Raw genomic sequence first — 16,051 nt, 5'->3', positions numbered from 1 at the left:
GAAAATGGGAAGGGCTCAGCCGGCCTGGCGCACCTCGGCCAGCCGCTGTTGCAGGGCGCGGAACAGATAGCCTCTGTCTTCTCCCGCCAGCCAGGCGGTGATGCCGGCCTCGCGCCAGTGGGCGAGCTGCTCCGGGCTGCGCGGGTTGGCGCAAAAGGGCACGCCGGCGTCGCGGCAACGCGCCGCCATGTCGGCGATAAGGGTGGTCACCTCGGGCGCCTGCGGGTGCGGACCCAGGCCCAGATCCAGGGCCAGATCCAAGGCGCCTTCCAGCACCATGTCGACGCCCTCTTGGGCCAGAATGCCGGGCAGGGCCTCGACCCCGGCACGGGATTCGATCATGGGCACCACCAGAATGTTGTCGTTGGCGAGATGAATGTAGTCATCGAGCCCAAGGGTGCCGAAGCCGGTGATGGGACCGCCGGTGATGCCGCGCCGGCCCAGTGGCGGAAAGCGGCAGGCGGCGATGGCGTCGGCCACGGTGGCGGCGCTGTCGACCTGGGGCAGCACTATGCCGCGGGCGCCGGCGTCCAGCAGCCGGCCGATGCGTTTGGCGTCGCCGTCGGGCACCCGCACCAGGGGCGTGCAGCCGGTGCTCAGCACCGCCTGCAGGCTGTGGCGCAGGGTTTCTTCCGACACCAGAAGGTGCTCCATGTCGAGGATCACGAAGTCGTAGCCGGCACGGCCGATCATTTCCGCCAGCCAGGGGCCGGGCACGGAATTGAGCAGTCCGTAAACGGGCTCGTTGCGGCGCAGACGGGATTTAAGCGGGTTGATGGTCAGCATGGTGTCAAGGGTTTAAGTTGATGGTTAATGCAAACTATTCGTATTTGCGATTTGTTTCAACCCCCTGCTTTATGGGGAAATAAACGTATTTGCCTGAGGATGGGGGACGTGCCGTGCCGGCAGCGGCGGAACCGAGCGTGCTGGCGCGCGTAAAAGCCGGGGCCTTTGGGCAGGCGTCAACGGAGCAGGAAAAAAGTTCAATCTTTTATTGAAATATCAAACGGCATAAAAAATAATACGCAAAACTTAATCATTCTCATTTGGGTTGTTTTTATGTCATTTGCAGGGAAAGTAAAGTCAGCCGGCTACCGCCGTCGTCCGCTCAGTATGTTTGTCAGCCTGGCACTGATGCCCGCCATGCCCCTGGCCGCCGCCGAGGTGGCCAGCACCGAGCTGGAGCAGGTGGTGGTGGAAGGCGACTGGCTGGGTACCCCCAGCCAGGAAACCGTGAAAACCTACACCGGTGCCCGTAACGTGGTGGACAGCGAGGAGCTGCACGAGCGGGGTGCCCTCAACCTGGAAGATGCTCTGCGCAGCGTGCCGGGCATCCAGGTGCTGGATGAAACCGGCACCGGCATTTTGCCCAATATCGGCGTACGCGGCCTGAATCCGCTGCGCAGCGAACGGGTGCAGCTGATGGTGGACGGCTACCCGGTGGCCATCGGTCCCTACACCAACGTGGGTGTGTCCTTGTTCCCGGTGACCCTGCCCAGCCTGGAAGCGGTGGACGTGGTGCGCGGCGGTGCCGCCGTGCATTACGGCCCCAACAACGTGGGCGGTGTGCTCAACCTGATCACCAGGCCCATTCCCAATGCCTTTGAGCAAACCCTGCGCGAGCGCCTGTTGATTGCCGAAGACACCGGTCATGTGCTGACCGACACCTACTACCGGGCCGGTGGTTTCGTGACCGACAACCTGGGCCTGCAGTTCCAGGCCAACCTGCAAAAGGGCAACGGTTTTCGGGATCATTCCGATACCGAGGTACAGAACTATATTTTTGATGTCGACTATTTCGCCGACGACATCAACGAGTTCAAGGCCCAGCTGCAGTACTACGATGTGACCGCCGATCTGCCCGGTGCCCTGAGCCCGGCCGCCTATGAGGCCAACCGCAACCAGTCCCAGCGTCCTTACGATGGCTATGATGCCGACATGTGGCGGGGCACCCTGACCTGGATCCACACCCCCAGTGACGATGTGGAATTCCAGTGGCGCAACTTCGCCCACCGGGCGGATCGCACCTTTTTCTTTGGTCAGGATCTGACCTCCGGCGGCAACTGGGCCGATCCCGAGGCAACCAGCAGTCATGTGGCCGACTCACCCCGTATCTTTAACGTGTACGGCACCGAGCCGCGGGTCACCAAGCAGCTGGGCAACCATACCCTGATGTTGGGGGGCCGCTATGTGCGGGAAGAAGTGGAATTTGACGTCAACCGCCTGACTCTGGCCGATGGCAGCTACAACGATACCGTGCGGGACTGGGACTTTACCACCAATGCCTATGCCGCCTATGTGAGCGACACCATCAGCCTGCTGGACGATCGCCTGACCCTGACTCCGGGAGTACGTTATGAAGAGGTACGCACCGATTACCGGGATGACAACTCCGGTGCCATCAGCGACAACCACACCACCGCCTGGCTGCCCGGTCTGACCGTAGGCCTGCAGGCCACCGACGAGGTGTTCCTGTTTGCCAATGCCCAGCGTTCCCTGGTGCCGGTGCAGACCGCCCAGGTGATCCGCGAAGGGGAAGTCGCCAACGAAACCGCCTGGAACTACGAGCTGGGGGCCCGCTGGCAGCCCTACAGCAACCTGCAGACCACCGCCACCCTGTTCCGAATCGACTATCAGGATCAGATCCAGTTCAACAAGGCACAGAATGTGTACGAGAATCTGGGCGAAACCCGCCAGCAGGGCATTGAGCTGGAAAACCGCTGGATGCCGACCGACGAACTGGAACTGGGCCTGGGCTATACCTTCCTCGACAGCGAGCAGCTCAGCGGGGAGCACAATGGCAATGATCTGCCCAATGCGCCCCGTCACCACGTCAGCGCCGATGCCGTGTATCGCACCGGTCTGTGGACCGCCAGCGCCACCGCCCTGTATGCCGGCGAAAGCTTCAGCGATGCCGCCAACACCGTTGAGGAAACGCCCAGCGGCAGTGCCGGCAAGCTGCCGGCCTACACCCTGGTCAACACCCGTCTGGGCCGGGATATTCCCCTCGGCAACGACATGACCCTGAACGTGGGTCTGGGAGTAAACAACCTGCTGGACGACGACGCCTACTTCCGTGGTGCCGACGTCAGCCCGGTGGGCCGCTTGCCCATGCCTGGCCGCACCTATGTGCTGGAAGGTCAGCTCAGCTTCTGAGCCGGACAATCCGGGTCGCATTATTGCACCGTTACAGGGGCTGCTCACGCAGCCCTGTTTTTTTGTCCAGTAGTACCATGCTAGACTCGGCTTCTTTTATGACGCCGGGATAACGTGGTCGATGGCGAATTTCAGAACTCATATTCAGGTGGCCAGCGCCGCCAGCGGTCTGTTGGCCGCCGGACTGGTGTGGGCCGGACAGGTGTCCTTGAGCGAGGGCTGTCTGCTGTGGCTGGCGGGCAGCCTGGGCGGTATTTTGCCGGACATGGATTCGGACTCGTCCCGGGCCTTGGACATCGTGTTCCGGCTGTTTGGTCTGCTGGGCGCCATTCTGGCGCTGCTGTTTGGCCGCCAGCACCTGTCTCTGGTCGACACCCTGGTGGTAGGAGCACTGGCCTATGGCCTGGTGCGCTACCCGCTGTGCTGGGCCTTTGCCCGCTTTACCGTGCACCGGGCCAGCCTGCATTCGCTGCTGGCCAACGCCGTGTTTGGCCTGGTGACCGTGGTGCTGGCCGACCGGCTGTTCGGCCTGGAGCCCGAGCCGGCCTGGCTTGCCGGCCTGTTTGTGTTTTCCGGCGCCGGCATTCACCTGCTGCTGGACGAGCTGTACAGCATCGATCTGGAAGGACGGCGCATCAAAAAATCGTTCGGCACCGCGCTCAAGCTGGTCGAATGGCCGGCACCGCTGCCCAACCTGTTGTTACTGGCGCTGCTGGCGGGAAGCTGGTGGCTGACGCCGGCCCGGCCCGAGCTGCTGGCGCGGCTATTGCCGGTTTTCCACATCTGGTAGAATGGCGGCGCTGACTGAGCCGTGCCCATTACAGAATCAAAATAACGCCGGGCCGGTGTGCAGCGATGCTTCAATACCCCACACACAGGACACAAGTGATGAGCCTCGCAGACAAGGTTTTGGCCGTTAATAACGACCTTCCCATTCGTACTCGCCAGCCGGTGCACAGCGGCAAGGTGCGCTCCGTTTACTGGCTGACCGAAGAAGACAGCCGCCGGCTGATTCGGGAAAAAGGCTACAAGGTGGCCCCCGACGCCCCCCTGGCGATCATGGTGATCAGCGATCGCATTTCTGCCTTTGACTGTATCTGGCACGGCGAACAGGGCCTGAACGGCGTACCCGGCAAGGGCGCGGCGCTCAATGCCATCTCCAATCACTGGTTCCGCCTGTTCAAGGAGCGGGGACTGGCCGACAGCCATATTCTCGACATTCCCCATCCCTTTGTGTGGATCGTGCAAAAGGCCACGCCGGTGAAAATCGAGGCCATCTGCCGCCAGTACATCACCGGCTCCATGTGGCGCAGTTACGAGAAGGGCGAGCGCGAGTTCTGCGGCATTCGACTGCCCGAGGGCCTGAAAAAGGATCAGAAACTGCCCGAGCTGCTGATGACCCCGTCCACCAAGGGCATCTTGCGCGGCATTCCCGGCGTGCCGGAAGCGGATGACGTCAACATCACCCGCCAGAATATTGAAGACAACTTCGCCGCCTTCAACTTCAGAAGCCGGGACGACATCGCCCTGTATGAGCGGCTGCTGAAGGAAGGCTTTGAGGTGATAAGCCAGGAGCTTGCCAAAATCGACCAGGTATTTGTGGATACCAAGTTCGAGTTCGGTTATGTCACCGACGATCAGGGCCATGAAAAGCTGATCTACATGGACGAGGTGGGCACCCCCGACTCCTCCCGCATCTGGGACGGACCGGCCTGGCGGGAAGGGCGCATCGTGGAGAACTCGAAAGAGGACTTCCGCCAGCTGCTGCTCAGGCATTTTCCCGATCCGGACATTCTGCTCAACAAGGAACGCATGCCCGAGCGGGAAGCTCTGGCCCGCGACAATGCGCTGCCGGTGGAGGTGCTGATGAAAATCTCCAGTACTTATGTGGGTATCGCCGAGAAAATCACCGGCCAGAAACTGGTGCTGTCCGACAACCCCAAGGCCGATATCATCGCCATTCTGCGCGACGATTATGGTCTGGTGGACTAATACCAGTTCGACTCAAGCAGCGCTCATGTCCTGGCAACAATGCCACCTTTCAAACACTGTCATACCGGGCTTGACCCGGTATCTTTCTGTCGGAAGACCCTGGCTTTCGCCAGGATGACAGCCTGACCAGATGATTGGCATAAGCCGCCGTCTGCACAGCGTAAAAATGCCGGGAAACCCCGGCATTTTTTATTGTCGTGTGGTGCGAAGGAGCCTGACGTAGCACGCCACCGATTGCGGTGGCGTGTTAGCATGGCAATCAGGCCGCTCAGCGGGTACCGAACACCACTATGGTCTTGCCGTGGGCGGTGATCAGGTTCTGCTCTTCCAGCATCTTGAGGATGCGGCCCACGGTTTCCCGGGAGCAGCCCACGATCTGGCCGATCTCCTGACGGGTGATCTTGATCTGCATGCCGTCCGGGTGGGTCATGGCATCGGGCTGGCGCGCCAGGTTCAGCAGGGTTTCGGCAATGCGGCCGGTCACGTCGAGAAACGCCAGATCGCCCACCTTCTGGCTGGTGGTCTGCAGCCGGGTGGCCATCTGGGCCGACAGCCGCATCAGGATCTCCGGGTTCACCTGGATCAGCTGGCGAAATTTCTTGTAGGAAATTTCGGCCACTTCACAGGGCGACTTGGCCCGCACCCAGGCGGTGCGCACCGGATTTTCGGTGTCTTCAAACAGACCCAGCTCCCCGATAAAATCACCCTGGTTAAGGTAGGACAGGATCATTTCCTTGCCGTCTTCATCCTTGATCAGCACGGCTACCGACCCCTTGACGATATAATAGAGGGTCTCGGCCTTTTCACCCGCGTGGATCAGCGAGCTTTTGGCTGGATATTTGTGAATATGGCAATGTGACAAAAACCATTCCAGGGTCGGGTCACTTTGGGGCTTGCCGATAACCATGAATTTTCCTCTTGAGTCGGCTCGGGCTGCGGGCCCGGCCTTATACCTGATTGCGTGGGTGAGCAGCTAGCATAAAAGGCTTGCGGGCCCGCATCAAGAGCCGGGCCGGTTTTATCCGGCTCGTGAGTCGGGCCTCAATAGGCTAATATGCGGTTTTTTGCGGAGGAGTATTTATGAAAGCCAAGGTCAGCTGGTTGGAAGGCATGTGTTTTGAAGGTGTATCCGAGTCTGGACACAGAATTATGCTGGATGGTACCAATCCGGGCCAGGGCGCCAGCCCCATGGAGTATGTGCTGCTGGGCGCCGGCGGTTGCAGTGCCATCGATGTGGTGGCCATTCTCGAAAAAGGCCGCCAGGCCGTTACCGGCTGCGAAGTGGAGCTCAATGCCGAGCGCGCGGAAAATCCCCCGAAGGTATTTACCGCCATTCACCTGAATTTTATGGTGACCGGCCGTGACCTGTCGGAAAAACAGGTGGAGCGGGCGGTGGCCTTGTCCATGGAAAAATACTGTTCTGTGATCAAGATGCTGGAAAAGGCAGTAGACATTTCGTCTTCCTATGAGATACATCCTGCCTGAGTTATTGTATTAAAAGAATTGAGCAATAATAAAAAACGCCGGATGCAATCCGGCGTTTTTTATTGCAAACATGATTGCTGCCATCAGCGGATTTTTCCGGTCTCCAGCAGTTGTTCCAGCATGGGGCGTAAAATCAGCTCCATGGCAAAGCCCATTTTGCCGCCGGGCACCACTATGGTGTTGCGCCGGGACATAAAGGAGCCGTCGATCATTGCCAGCAGGTAGGGAAAGTCGACGTTCTTGATGCCACGAAAGCGGATCACCATCATGCTTTCGTCCAGGCTGGGAATCACCTTGGCGCTGAACGGGTTGGAGGTGTCCACCGTGGGCACCCGCTGAAAGTTGATATGGGTGCGGGAAAACTGCGGGGTGATGAAGTTGATGTAGTCTTCCATCGAGCGCACGATGGAGTCGGTGACCGCCTCCCGGGAGTGGCCGCGCTCGGCGGTGTCGCGAATGAGCTTCTGAATCCACTCCAGGTTGACGATGGGCACCATGCCCACCAACAGATCCACGTGCTGGGCCACGTTGTGCTCGTCGGTTACCACGCCGCCGTGCAGGCCTTCGTAAAACAGCAGGTTGGTATCGTCGGGCAGCTGCTGCCAGGGGGTAAAGGTGCCCGGCATCTGGTTAAAGGGCACCGCCTCGTCAAAGGTGTGCAGGTAGCGCCGGAACTGACCGGTGCCGGTGTCGCCATATTCCTTGAAAAACTGCTCCAGCAGCTCGAAGTCGTTGGCTTCAGGGCCGAAATAGCTGATGTGCCGGCCCTGCTCCCGGGCCCGGCGAATGGCCACGTCCATTTCCGGGCGGGTATAGCGGTGAAAGCTGTCGCCCTCCAGCACTGCGGCCTTGACCCCGAGCTGGGCAAACATGGACTGAAACACCTCGGTGGAGGTCGATGTGCCGGCACCCGAAGAGCCGGTCACCGCTATGATGGGGTGCTTGGCGGACATGACGAACCTATAAATTGATGAAACCGTGAGTGTTTATACGCAGTGCCGCGGGGGCAGGTCAAGGTTTGTGGCTGAACCTGCCGGCCGGTACTATGTTGACGCTGTCGTGCAGTTCGCTGTAGACGATGACCGCCTCACCGCGCTCAAGTTGTTGTTTTACTTCGAATACTTTTTGTTCAAGGGAGACTTCCCGGTCGCCGTACTCGGTGCCTTCCTGCAGCACGAAATGCTCGATCAAATTGGTCAGGGTGTCTGCGGGCAGTTCACGAAAGGGAATGATCATGGGGCGTTCCTGAAAAAGCCATGGGGATGCCGGCCGGGCCGTCACCGCTGGCGGTGAGCCAAGGTCGAGGAGGAGTAAAATACTGGGCGGCGCCCACAAAATCGAGTAAAACTGAGCGGTTGTTATTTTATGAGCCAATACACGATGGACATCACCCTGCTCGGCCCGGTGGCCGGCTTTGCCCTGGCGGCCTGCGGCACGCCGGGGCCCAACAACCTGCTGCTGGCCAGCTCCGGCACCCGCAATGGTTATTTCGCCAGCCTCAAGCTGTTGCTGGGCATCATGCTGGGCCTGCAGGGGCTGATGCTGCTTACCGCCCTGGGGCTGGGGCGGCTGTTTGAGATGTGGCCGGCGCTGCAGTGGGGGCTCAAGGTGGCGGGCAGCGGCTACCTGCTGTGGCTGGCCTGGCGCATTGCCACGGCGCCGCCCCCCGACAGCGGCGAACGCAGCATGCGCTGGCACCAGGGGGCGTTGTTTCAGTTTCTCAACCCCAAGTCCTGGCTGATGGCCATTTCCGCCATCAGCGGCTTTACCCTGGCCGGCGAGCAGTACTGGTCCTCGGCCCTGGCGGTGCTGGGCGTATTCCTGTTTTTTGGCCTGGTCACCGGCCATCTGTGGACCCTGCTGGGCATGCGGGTGCGCCGCTGGCTGCGCACGGAACGCGACTGGCGTCGTTTCAACGCCCTGATGGGCGGGTTGACCGCCGCTTGTGTGGCGATGATCTGGTACTGATTTGCGGTTAACCGTTAGAGTTTGGGCGCAAAGGGTGTAAAATCTGGCCGGTTTTTTGTCCTCGATCCAAGGCTTTCATGGTTTCTGACACAGATTTGTTTAAAGAGATTCGTCCCTACCGGGACGACGAAGTCGCCGGCGCCCTTGAGCGGCTGATCGCCGACGACGAGTTTATCGGCGCCATTGCCCGCTATCGTTTTGCCGGTCTGTCGCGCCTGGGCGGCGGCCTGGTAAAGAAGTTGATTCGCCTCTATCTGGGCTGGCGCTGGCGTAACGTCAACAGCGTGCACCAGGTGCAGATGGAAGTGGCCGGCTTTATGGAAAAGATGATCGCCAGCACCACCGCCGGCGTTACCTATTCCGGCCTGGAATACCTGCGTCCCGACACCGGCTACCTGTTTATCTCCAACCACCGAGATATCGCCATGGACCCGGCCTTCGTCAACTGGGGCCTTTATACCCACGGCATGGACACGGTGCGCATCGCTATCGGCGACAACCTGCTGCGCAAGCCCTGCTCCACCGAGCTGATGAAGCTCAACAAAAGCTTTATCGTCAAGCGCTCCGCCAGGGGCCCGCGGGAAATGATGAAGGCCTTTGGCGAGCTGTCTGCCTACCTGCGCCATTCCCTCGACGGGCAGCACTCCATCTGGATTGCCCAGAAGGAAGGCCGGGCCAAGGACGGTGACGACAAGACGGATCCGGCCATTCTTAAGATGTTCTACATGGAAGGGAAAAAACGGAAAATTCCCTTTGGCGACTACATTCGCAGCCTTAATCTGGTGCCGGTGTCCATTTCCTATGAATACGATCCCGGCGATGTGGCCAAGGCCCGCGAACTGCATGCCAAGGAAACCCATGGCGCCTATGAAAAGAGCGAGTTCGAGGACATTCAGAGCATAGTGCAGGGCATTACCGGCCAGAAGGGCCGGGTGCACGTGGCCTTTGGTCAGCCGATGACCGGCGACTTCGACAACGCCGACGAGCTGGCGCTGGCGGTGGATCGGGAGATTCACGCCAACTACCGGCTGTTTCCCAGCAACCTGCTGGCGGCCGGCCAGACCGTGGACGTGGACGACGCCGCCCGCCGGGCCTTTGAACAGCACATGAACAGCGTGCCCGCCGAGCTGCGCGAGCGGGTGCTGGCCATGTATGCCCGGCCGGTGCTGAACAAGGATTAAACGCTGAACCCCCGGCTTGTTACCGCCAACCGGCTGAGTGGGCTGCGGGTGTTTGCGGTGGCGGCCCGCCACGGCAGTTATTCCGCCGCCGCCAGTGAGCTGTGCGTCACTCAGGCGGCGGTCAGCCAGCAGATCCGCAATCTTGAAGCATCCCTCGGCTGCCGGCTGTTTGTGCGCCGGGGCGCCGGCATGGTGCTCACCAGTGCCGGCCGCGAGCTGCTGCCCTTTGCCGAGCAGGGCCTGGCCACTTTGGAGCGTGGCCTGGCCCGGCTGGAACATGCCGCCGGCCCGCTGCAACTCAGTGTGCTGCCGTCGCTGGCGGCGCGCTGGCTGATGCCAAGGCTGTGGCGCTTCGCCGAACGACATCCTCGGCTGGAGCTGCGTCTGCATCCCAGCCAGCAGCTGGCCGATTTTGCCGGTGGCGAGGTCGATCTGGCCATTCGTTACGGGGAAGGCAACTATGCCGGCCTGCACAGCGAGTGGCTGATGAGCGACACCGCCTTTCCGGTGTGCTCGCCGGCGCTGGCGGCCCGGCTGCAGCGGGTGGAGGATTTGATCAGCCTGCCGCTGGTGGCCGGACCGGAATACGCCGGGGTGAGCTGGGCCAACTGGCTGGCCCTGAGTGGCCATGAGCACATATTGCCCCGCTGCCGTCAGCTCACCGTGGACGACGGCAACCTGGGGCTGGAAATGGTGCTGGCGGGGCAGGGGGTGGCGCTCAGCCGCTCTGTGCTGGTGGCGGATCTGCTGCGCCAGGGCCGGCTGTGCCGGCCCTTTGCCTCCGAACTCACGCCCAAACACCGCTATTATCTGGTGTGGCGTCCCGACTCCCCTCGTCTCGATGACATTGCCACCGTGCGTGACTGGTTAAAGCAGGAAGCGCTTCAAGACCGGGAATAGGGATTGGGAACTGAGCAGGCGGTCGCTTGCTGAGTTTTGGGCCCACGAAGCAGCTGTGCGGCTGCGCTTCACGACACGCTTCGGTGAATGCCACTCACTAAAAATGCCTGCTGCGAACATACACAATGTTCGGTCAGGCATTTTTACTTCATCACGGCGAGCTAGCTCGCCCCATGGACGCTCGGCACATGCCTTCCCTGACATTTGACGGTCGGCTCCGGCAATCTCCACTGCTGCTTCGGTCAACATCGGCGTCGTCTGCAAACCGTCAGTCAGCTCCGAGTGTTCTTGGGAGGGCAAAGGGTGTCTGCTTCGCCGTGCCCTTCGCGTCAGGGGTGACGCGACGGAGCGTACATGGATGTATTTACAGCGTGCCTTCGAGCTGTGCGCTTTGACCGACGGTAGTGCACTGCTTCGAAAACGATTAGTTTATTTCAGCCATTCCAGAGTAAAGCCGGCCTGATCGTCCTGGGCGAGGGTTCGGCTCAAGGCTGGCAGCAGTCCGGCGAGCTTTTCATCCAGCTTCCAGGGCGGGTTGAGCACTATCATGCCGGAGCCGTGCATGCCAAAGTCGTCGGCCTGGGCCTGTACCTTAAGCTCGGCGCACAGCACTTGCTCAAAACCGAGATTGGCCAAAGCAGTTTTAAGGCCTTCACTGCGATCCACGGCTTTCGCCAGCAGCGGGTACCAGATGGCGTAAATGCCGATGGGCCAGCGCTTGTGGGCCTTTTTGAGGGTATCGGCCACCCGCCGGTAGTCCTCCTTCAGCTCATAGGGCGGGTCAATCAGCACCAGGCCGCGCTTGGGTGTGGGCGGCAGCAGTCCCACCATGCCTTCAAAACCGTCGCGGTGGTGAATGGCGACGCCGTCCCGGCCCAGGTTCTGGCGCAGCAGCTCCACCTCGTTGTGGTGCAGCTCCATCAGGGTGAGCCTGTCCTGGGGGCGCTGAAAGTGCGCCGCCACCAGGGGCGAGCCCGGGTAGTGCTCCAGCGTCTCACTCGCGTTCATGGCACGAATGGCATCAAAATAGCCGGCCAGTTGCGGCCAGTTTTGCTGCTCGTGCCACAGCCGGGCAATGCCACCCTGATATTCCGCCTTCTTCTGGGTCCACTCGTGGCTCAGGGTATAACCGCCGGCGCCGGAGTGAGTGTCGATATAGCTGTAGCCCTTGTCCTTGGCGCACAGTGACTCAAGGATAAAGGTCTGCACCGCGTGTTTGAGTACGTCGGCGTGGTTGCCGGCGTGAAAGGCGTGACGATAACTAAGCATGATGGTTTCTCTTAACCGGCGAGTTTTAGCTGCCACAGGTGAGCGTCGGCCACCTGCAACGAATCAAGATAGGTGAGCAGGGCACCGCTGCCGGGCCCGGGGGCGTGACCGGCCAGAACCGCCAGCAGCTCTTGCTGCTGCCAGCGCTCCAGCTCCAGCTCATGTTGCAGCAGTTGGGCGTAATCGTCGGCATCAAGCTGCGCTTTCAGCCGCCGGCGCAGGGAACGCCAGTGCTGAAACAGGCCGCGGCGGCTTTCAAGCACCGGCCAAAAGGGCGCAAGATCCACGGTCAGTCCCTGCTCTTCCAGCAACAGCAGTAACAGCAGCAGGTTCACATTGGCACCGTACTCATCCTGTAACTCCAGACAGGCGGCGGCCACCCCGGGGCGGCCGTAATGCTGTTCGCTGAACTGCCACAGGGCGTCGGCGCTGATCATGACTGCTCCAGTGCTTCCAGCTGCTCCTGCAGCTCCAGCCATTCCATTTCCGCCTCGGCCAGCTGTTGCTGCAGCGGGCTTTGCTCCTTCAGCAGCTGCTGCAACCGCGCCTTGTGCTCGGTGGCGTAAATGTCCGGATCCGCCAGTTGCTGCTCGATTCCGGCCAGTTGCTGCTGGCAACGCTCCATCTGGCCTTCCAGTCTGGTGATGGCCTTGCGCAGGGGCTGGGTCTGCTGGCGCAGCTCGGCCTGGCGGCGCTTTTCCGCCTTGCGCGCCTGGGCCGAGTTGTCGCCGGCGGTGGGCGTGTCGGCGGGCTGTTCGGCCTTGTCCTGCTCGGTGAGCCACTGGTGGTAGTCGTCGAGATCGCCGTCAAAGGGCTCTACCCGGCCGCCATCGACCAGGTAAAACTCGTCGGTGGTGGCCCGCAGCAGGTGACGGTCGTGGGACACGATCACCATGGCGCCCTCAAAGGCCTGCAGCGCCAGGGTGAGGGCCTCGCGCATGTCCAGATCCAGGTGGTTGGTGGGCTCGTCCAGCAGCAGCAGGTTGGGTTTCTGGTAGACGATCAGCGCCAGCACCAGCCGGGCCTTTTCACCGCCGGAAAAGGGGCCGACGGGCTCTTTCACCTTGTCGCCGTGAAAGTCGAAGCCGCCCAGGTAGTCGCGCAGGCTCTGCTCGGTGGCCCCGGGGTCGAGGCGGGCCAGGTGGGTGAGTGCCGACTCCTGCGGGTGCAGACTCTCCAGCTGATGCTGGGCAAAGTAGCCCAGGGCCACGCCCTTGCTGGCTTCCAGTTTGCCCGCCAGCGGTGCCAGCTCGCCCGCCAGCAGCTTGATAAAGGTGGACTTGCCGGCGCCGTTGCGGCCCAGCAGGCCGATGCGCGAGCCGGGCACCAGGTTGAGCTTGATGTTGGACAGAATTTCCCTGTCGCCGTAGCCGGCGGCCAGTTTCTCCATGGCAATGAGCGGCACCGGCAGGCTGGCCGGCGGGCGAAAGCTGAAGCTGAACGGCGAGTCGACGTGGGCGGGCAGAATGCGCTCCATCTTCTCCATGGCCTTGAGCCGGCTCTGGGCCTGCTTGGCCTTGCTGGCCTTGTAGCGAAAGCGGTCGACGTAGCTTTGCATATGGCTCAGCGCCCGTTGCTGCTTTTCATACAGGGACTGCTGCAGCGCCAGCTGCTCGGCGCGCATGCGTTCAAAGTCGGAATAGTTGCCGGTGTATTCGTTGAGCCGGCTGTTTTCGATATGAATAATGCGGCCCACCACGGCGTCGAGAAAGTCCCGGTCGTGGGAGATCAAAATCAGGGTGCCGTCGTAGCTTTTCAGCCAGCGTTCCAGCCAGATCACCGCATCCAGATCCAGGTGGTTGGTGGGCTCGTCGAGCAGCAGCAGATCGGAGCGGCAGATCAGCGCCTGGGCCAGGTTGAGGCGCATGCGCCAGCCGCCGGAAAAGTCGCTCACCGGCCGGGTGTGGGCCTCGTTGGCGAACCCCAGGCCGTGCAGCAGGGACGCGGCCCGGGCGTGAATATGGTAGCCGCCGTGGGTCTCCAGCCGGCCGTGCAGCTCGGCAATGGCCATGCCGTCGTGGCGTGCCTCGGCGGCCTCCAGCTCCCGGCACAGCCGGCGGTATTGCTGATCGCCGTCAATCACGTAGTCGAGGGCGGAGCAGTTCAGTGCCGGCGTTTCCTGGGCCACGCTGGCCAGCTGCCAGTCGGCGGGCAGGGCGAACTGGCCGCTGTCGACGGTGAGTTCGCCCTTGAGCAGGGCAAACAGGGTGGACTTGCCACAGCCGTTCTTGCCCACCAGGCCGACCTTCTGGCCGCCGTGAATGGTGGCGCTGGCGTCTTTCAACAGGGGGCGGCCGCCCCGAAGCAATTCAATCTGGCTGAGGGTGATCATAGAAACCCGGGTAAATGCAAAAACGGTATTTTAGCCGTTTTTGTCCCCGGTATGACAGGGGCTTCCCAGCCAGTGACGGCAATCCTGCTCGAACTGGGGAAAGGAGGCAAAGCCGTGGGCCCGGGTGAGGGCATCCGGGTCTGCGGCCCTGGGCAGCTCCCGCAGCACCTGCAGCAGGGCATACTGGCGCCGCCAGCTGGCAGCATCGCAGCCAAACCGGTCTCTGAACGCCTGTTGTTCACCGTCCTCCAGGGTAAAGCCGGCGGGATCGGCGGCAATGCGTGCCGTCAGCGGATCCATGGATTCAAACGGCAGCAAGGGCTGGGCTGGCAACTCGTCATGCAGGGCCCGGCACAGGCGGCCATAGGGGCCCTGCCAGGCCTGTTCGCCCTGCCAGCCGGCCAGCCGGCCGGCAATGGCCGCCAGCAGTGCCGAAGGGTGAAGACGACCGGCCTGGGCCGGCTGGGGCAGGCGGCAGGAGAACGCGAAGTGGCTGACCCGGCTGCCGGCCAGAGCGTGCCACGCAAACAGGGTGCCCGCCGGCAGAAAGGCGGCTTCGCCTGTGGTCAGCGGAAAATGCTGACGACCGAGCTGCAACAGGCCCGAGCCTCCGTGCACCAGCAGCAGTACGCCTTTAATGTGGCGACGGCGTTTGCCGGGGGTTAAGTGAGGCAGATCGAAAAGCTGGTGATGAATGCTGTAATGGGCGCTTGCGGTCATTGTGGTTGGTTCGTTTTTGGCGGAGAATTTTAAAAATGATGAACAGTACAGGATCCCGTTCCATGGAAACCCGTCGCAGAAAGCGGTTTATCGCCGGCGCCGTCTGCCCTCAGTGTCAGTCGGCAGACACCATGATGCTGTATATGGAGCATGGTGTCGAGAAGGTCGAGTGCGTGCACTGCGGCCACCATCAAAGCCAGGCGGAAGAAAAAGTGGCGTCTGCCGCCGGTGGCGACCTCATTGGCGTGTTTCGTCCGGAGTAGTGCCAGTCCCTTTGCTTTGTATGCTTTATGGCCGCTTGCCGGTTCGGGACTTGGTGCCGGCCGCTCTTTCGGGATAGACTGGCCCTGCGGCAGAGCGCAAGTTCCATTCCCTGTGTTTTCTTGAATTCTGCCGTCCAATGGCCCTTCGGGGCCATTTTCAGTTTTATGGCCTTCGTTTCATCCAGACGGCCCATCATGTATGCTAGAAACCATCATTTTTAGGCAGGGCGCATTCCCATGAAAGTATCCGACAACACAGTGGTCACTCTGGACTTTTCCGTCAGCAACGCCGATGGCGAGATCCTCGACTCCACCGAAAACAAGCAGCCGCTGCAATATCTGCACGGTACCGGCTACCTGGTGGCCGGTCTGGAACACGAGCTGGCCGGCAAGGTGGCGGGCGAGGACTTTGACGTGACCCTGAGTCCGGAGCAGGCCTACGGTGAATACGACGAATCCCTGGTGCAGTCGGTGCCGGGCGAGCTGTTTGACGGCATGGAAGTGTCCGAAGGCGACACCTTTGTAGCCGAGACCGATGACGGCCACCGCCCGGTGACCATTGTGGAGGTGGCCGAGGAATACGTGAAGGTGGACGGCAACCACCCGCTGGCGGGCATGACCCTGTCGTTCAGGGGCGTGGTGCGTGAAGTGCGCGAAGCCACCGAGGAAGAGCTGGCCCACGGCCATGTACACGGCGAGCACAACCATGGTCATGACCACGAGCACGGCGGCGGCTGCTGCGGTCACCATCACTAAGGGCCGGGCCGTTAGTGAGGGGTGAGGGG

General features: G+C 61.5%; 17 protein-coding genes. 9 read left to right on the top strand and 8 right to left on the bottom strand.

Annotated elements, in window-relative coordinates:
* Positions 1-15 precede the first annotated feature (15 nt).
* On the bottom strand, positions 16-786 hold the full coding sequence (locus PU634_RS12720) for an HpcH/HpaI aldolase family protein (RefSeq protein WP_306761168.1): 771 nt from the start codon (positions 784-786) through the stop codon (positions 16-18).
* 273 nt (positions 787-1,059) lie between these two features.
* On the opposite strand from PU634_RS12720, the gene PU634_RS12715 reads away from it, so the two are divergent.
* The 3 genes from PU634_RS12715 (at position 1,060) to PU634_RS12705 (ending at position 5,148) form a co-directional block, all read left to right on the top strand.
* Complete coding sequence (locus PU634_RS12715; protein ID WP_306761167.1) at positions 1,060-3,156, top strand: TonB-dependent receptor family protein; 2,097 nt, start codon at positions 1,060-1,062, stop codon at positions 3,154-3,156.
* A gap of 121 nt (positions 3,157-3,277) precedes the next feature.
* A complete protein-coding gene (locus tag PU634_RS12710; RefSeq protein WP_306761166.1) occupies positions 3,278-3,946 on the top strand; it encodes a metal-dependent hydrolase in 669 nt (222 codons plus the stop codon).
* Positions 3,947-4,044: 98 nt separating this feature from the next.
* Positions 4,045-5,148 carry a phosphoribosylaminoimidazolesuccinocarboxamide synthase gene (locus tag PU634_RS12705; protein WP_306761165.1) on the top strand — a complete coding sequence of 368 codons (1,104 nt, stop codon included), beginning with the start codon at positions 4,045-4,047 and terminating at the stop codon, positions 5,146-5,148.
* Positions 5,149-5,416: 268 nt separating this feature from the next.
* Here PU634_RS12705 and crp read toward each other — a convergent pair whose 3' ends face one another.
* A complete protein-coding gene (gene crp, locus PU634_RS12700) occupies positions 5,417-6,055 on the bottom strand; it encodes a cAMP-activated global transcriptional regulator CRP (RefSeq protein ID WP_306761164.1) in 639 nt (212 codons plus the stop codon).
* Between the two features lie 173 nt (positions 6,056-6,228).
* Here crp and PU634_RS12695 point away from each other — a divergent pair, with 173 nt between their 5' ends.
* Positions 6,229-6,633, top strand: coding sequence for an OsmC family protein (locus PU634_RS12695; RefSeq protein ID WP_306761163.1), 405 nt, complete (start codon positions 6,229-6,231; stop codon positions 6,631-6,633).
* A gap of 83 nt (positions 6,634-6,716) precedes the next feature.
* On the opposite strand, the gene PU634_RS12690 is transcribed toward PU634_RS12695, so the two are convergent.
* Positions 6,717-7,586 (bottom strand): phosphoribulokinase, encoded by an 870-nt coding sequence (locus tag PU634_RS12690; protein ID WP_306761162.1) that lies wholly within the window; start codon positions 7,584-7,586, stop codon positions 6,717-6,719.
* A 58-nt stretch (positions 7,587-7,644) separates the two neighbouring features.
* Positions 7,645-7,869, bottom strand: a complete 225-nt coding sequence (locus PU634_RS12685; protein WP_306761161.1) for a YheU family protein — start codon at positions 7,867-7,869, stop codon at positions 7,645-7,647.
* Between the two features lie 144 nt (positions 7,870-8,013).
* On the opposite strand from PU634_RS12685, the gene PU634_RS12680 reads away from it, so the two are divergent.
* The 3 genes from PU634_RS12680 (at position 8,014) to PU634_RS12670 (ending at position 10,682) form a co-directional block, all read left to right on the top strand.
* Complete coding sequence (locus PU634_RS12680) at positions 8,014-8,601, top strand: LysE family translocator (RefSeq protein ID WP_306763693.1); 588 nt, start codon at positions 8,014-8,016, stop codon at positions 8,599-8,601.
* Between the two features lie 77 nt (positions 8,602-8,678).
* Positions 8,679-9,782 (top strand): 1-acyl-sn-glycerol-3-phosphate acyltransferase, encoded by a 1,104-nt coding sequence (locus PU634_RS12675; RefSeq protein ID WP_306761160.1) that lies wholly within the window; start codon positions 8,679-8,681, stop codon positions 9,780-9,782.
* 48 nt (positions 9,783-9,830) lie between these two features.
* Positions 9,831-10,682, top strand: a complete 852-nt coding sequence (locus PU634_RS12670) for a LysR substrate-binding domain-containing protein (RefSeq protein ID WP_306761159.1) — start codon at positions 9,831-9,833, stop codon at positions 10,680-10,682.
* Positions 10,683-11,111: 429 nt separating this feature from the next.
* Here PU634_RS12670 and PU634_RS12665 read toward each other — a convergent pair whose 3' ends face one another.
* The 4 genes from PU634_RS12665 to PU634_RS12650 are packed head-to-tail and all read right to left on the bottom strand — an operon-like array spanning position 11,112 to position 15,003.
* Positions 11,112-11,951 carry a 23S rRNA (adenine(2030)-N(6))-methyltransferase RlmJ gene (locus PU634_RS12665; protein ID WP_306761158.1) on the bottom strand — a complete coding sequence of 280 codons (840 nt, stop codon included), beginning with the start codon at positions 11,949-11,951 and terminating at the stop codon, positions 11,112-11,114.
* Between the two features lie 11 nt (positions 11,952-11,962).
* Positions 11,963-12,388 carry a TIGR02444 family protein gene (locus tag PU634_RS12660; protein WP_306761157.1) on the bottom strand — a complete coding sequence of 142 codons (426 nt, stop codon included), beginning with the start codon at positions 12,386-12,388 and terminating at the stop codon, positions 11,963-11,965.
* A complete protein-coding gene (locus tag PU634_RS12655) occupies positions 12,385-14,283 on the bottom strand; it encodes an ABC transporter ATP-binding protein (protein ID WP_306761156.1) in 1,899 nt (632 codons plus the stop codon). The genes PU634_RS12660 and PU634_RS12655 overlap by 4 nt, the downstream gene beginning before the upstream one ends.
* A 30-nt stretch (positions 14,284-14,313) precedes the next feature.
* On the bottom strand, positions 14,314-15,003 hold the full coding sequence (locus PU634_RS12650; protein WP_306761155.1) for an AraC family ligand binding domain-containing protein: 690 nt from the start codon (positions 15,001-15,003) through the stop codon (positions 14,314-14,316).
* Between the two features lie 62 nt (positions 15,004-15,065).
* On the opposite strand from PU634_RS12650, the gene PU634_RS12645 reads away from it, so the two are divergent.
* Positions 15,066-15,266 carry a YheV family putative zinc ribbon protein gene (locus PU634_RS12645; RefSeq protein WP_306761154.1) on the top strand — a complete coding sequence of 67 codons (201 nt, stop codon included), beginning with the start codon at positions 15,066-15,068 and terminating at the stop codon, positions 15,264-15,266.
* Positions 15,267-15,503: 237 nt separating this feature from the next.
* Complete coding sequence (gene slyD / locus PU634_RS12640; protein WP_306761153.1) at positions 15,504-16,022, top strand: peptidylprolyl isomerase; 519 nt, start codon at positions 15,504-15,506, stop codon at positions 16,020-16,022.
* The last annotated feature ends 29 nt before the right edge of the window (positions 16,023-16,051 follow it).

Source organism: Oceanimonas pelagia, assembly GCF_030849025.1.
Taxonomy (GTDB): Bacteria; Pseudomonadota; Gammaproteobacteria; order Enterobacterales; family Aeromonadaceae; genus Oceanimonas; species Oceanimonas pelagia.
This window is presented reverse-complemented; position numbering and strand designations above follow the sequence as displayed.

Bases quoted from the DNA above. Each gene is read 5' to 3' on its own strand.
- PU634_RS12695 (WP_306761163.1), top strand. From the start codon at position 6,229: ATGAAAGCCAAGGTCAGCTGGTTGGAAGGCATGTGTTTTGAAGGTGTA.
- PU634_RS12705 (WP_306761165.1), top strand. From the start codon at position 4,045: ATGAGCCTCGCAGACAAGGTTTTGGCCGTTAATAACGACCTTCCCATT.
- crp (WP_306761164.1), bottom strand. From the start codon at position 6,055: ATGGTTATCGGCAAGCCCCAAAGTGACCCGACCCTGGAATGGTTTTTG.
- PU634_RS12665 (WP_306761158.1), bottom strand. From the start codon at position 11,951: ATGCTTAGTTATCGTCACGCCTTTCACGCCGGCAACCACGCCGACGTA.
- PU634_RS12650 (WP_306761155.1), bottom strand. From the start codon at position 15,003: ATGACCGCAAGCGCCCATTACAGCATTCATCACCAGCTTTTCGATCTG.
- slyD (WP_306761153.1), top strand. From the start codon at position 15,504: ATGAAAGTATCCGACAACACAGTGGTCACTCTGGACTTTTCCGTCAGC.
- PU634_RS12645 (WP_306761154.1), top strand. From the start codon at position 15,066: ATGGAAACCCGTCGCAGAAAGCGGTTTATCGCCGGCGCCGTCTGCCCT.
- PU634_RS12680 (WP_306763693.1), top strand. From the start codon at position 8,014: ATGGACATCACCCTGCTCGGCCCGGTGGCCGGCTTTGCCCTGGCGGCC.
- PU634_RS12720 (WP_306761168.1), bottom strand. From the start codon at position 786: ATGCTGACCATCAACCCGCTTAAATCCCGTCTGCGCCGCAACGAGCCC.
- PU634_RS12655 (WP_306761156.1), bottom strand. From the start codon at position 14,283: ATGATCACCCTCAGCCAGATTGAATTGCTTCGGGGCGGCCGCCCCCTG.
- PU634_RS12710 (WP_306761166.1), top strand. From the start codon at position 3,278: ATGGCGAATTTCAGAACTCATATTCAGGTGGCCAGCGCCGCCAGCGGT.
- PU634_RS12675 (WP_306761160.1), top strand. From the start codon at position 8,679: ATGGTTTCTGACACAGATTTGTTTAAAGAGATTCGTCCCTACCGGGAC.
- PU634_RS12690 (WP_306761162.1), bottom strand. From the start codon at position 7,586: ATGTCCGCCAAGCACCCCATCATAGCGGTGACCGGCTCTTCGGGTGCC.
- PU634_RS12715 (WP_306761167.1), top strand. From the start codon at position 1,060: ATGTCATTTGCAGGGAAAGTAAAGTCAGCCGGCTACCGCCGTCGTCCG.
- PU634_RS12685 (WP_306761161.1), bottom strand. From the start codon at position 7,869: ATGATCATTCCCTTTCGTGAACTGCCCGCAGACACCCTGACCAATTTG.
- PU634_RS12660 (WP_306761157.1), bottom strand. From the start codon at position 12,388: ATGATCAGCGCCGACGCCCTGTGGCAGTTCAGCGAACAGCATTACGGC.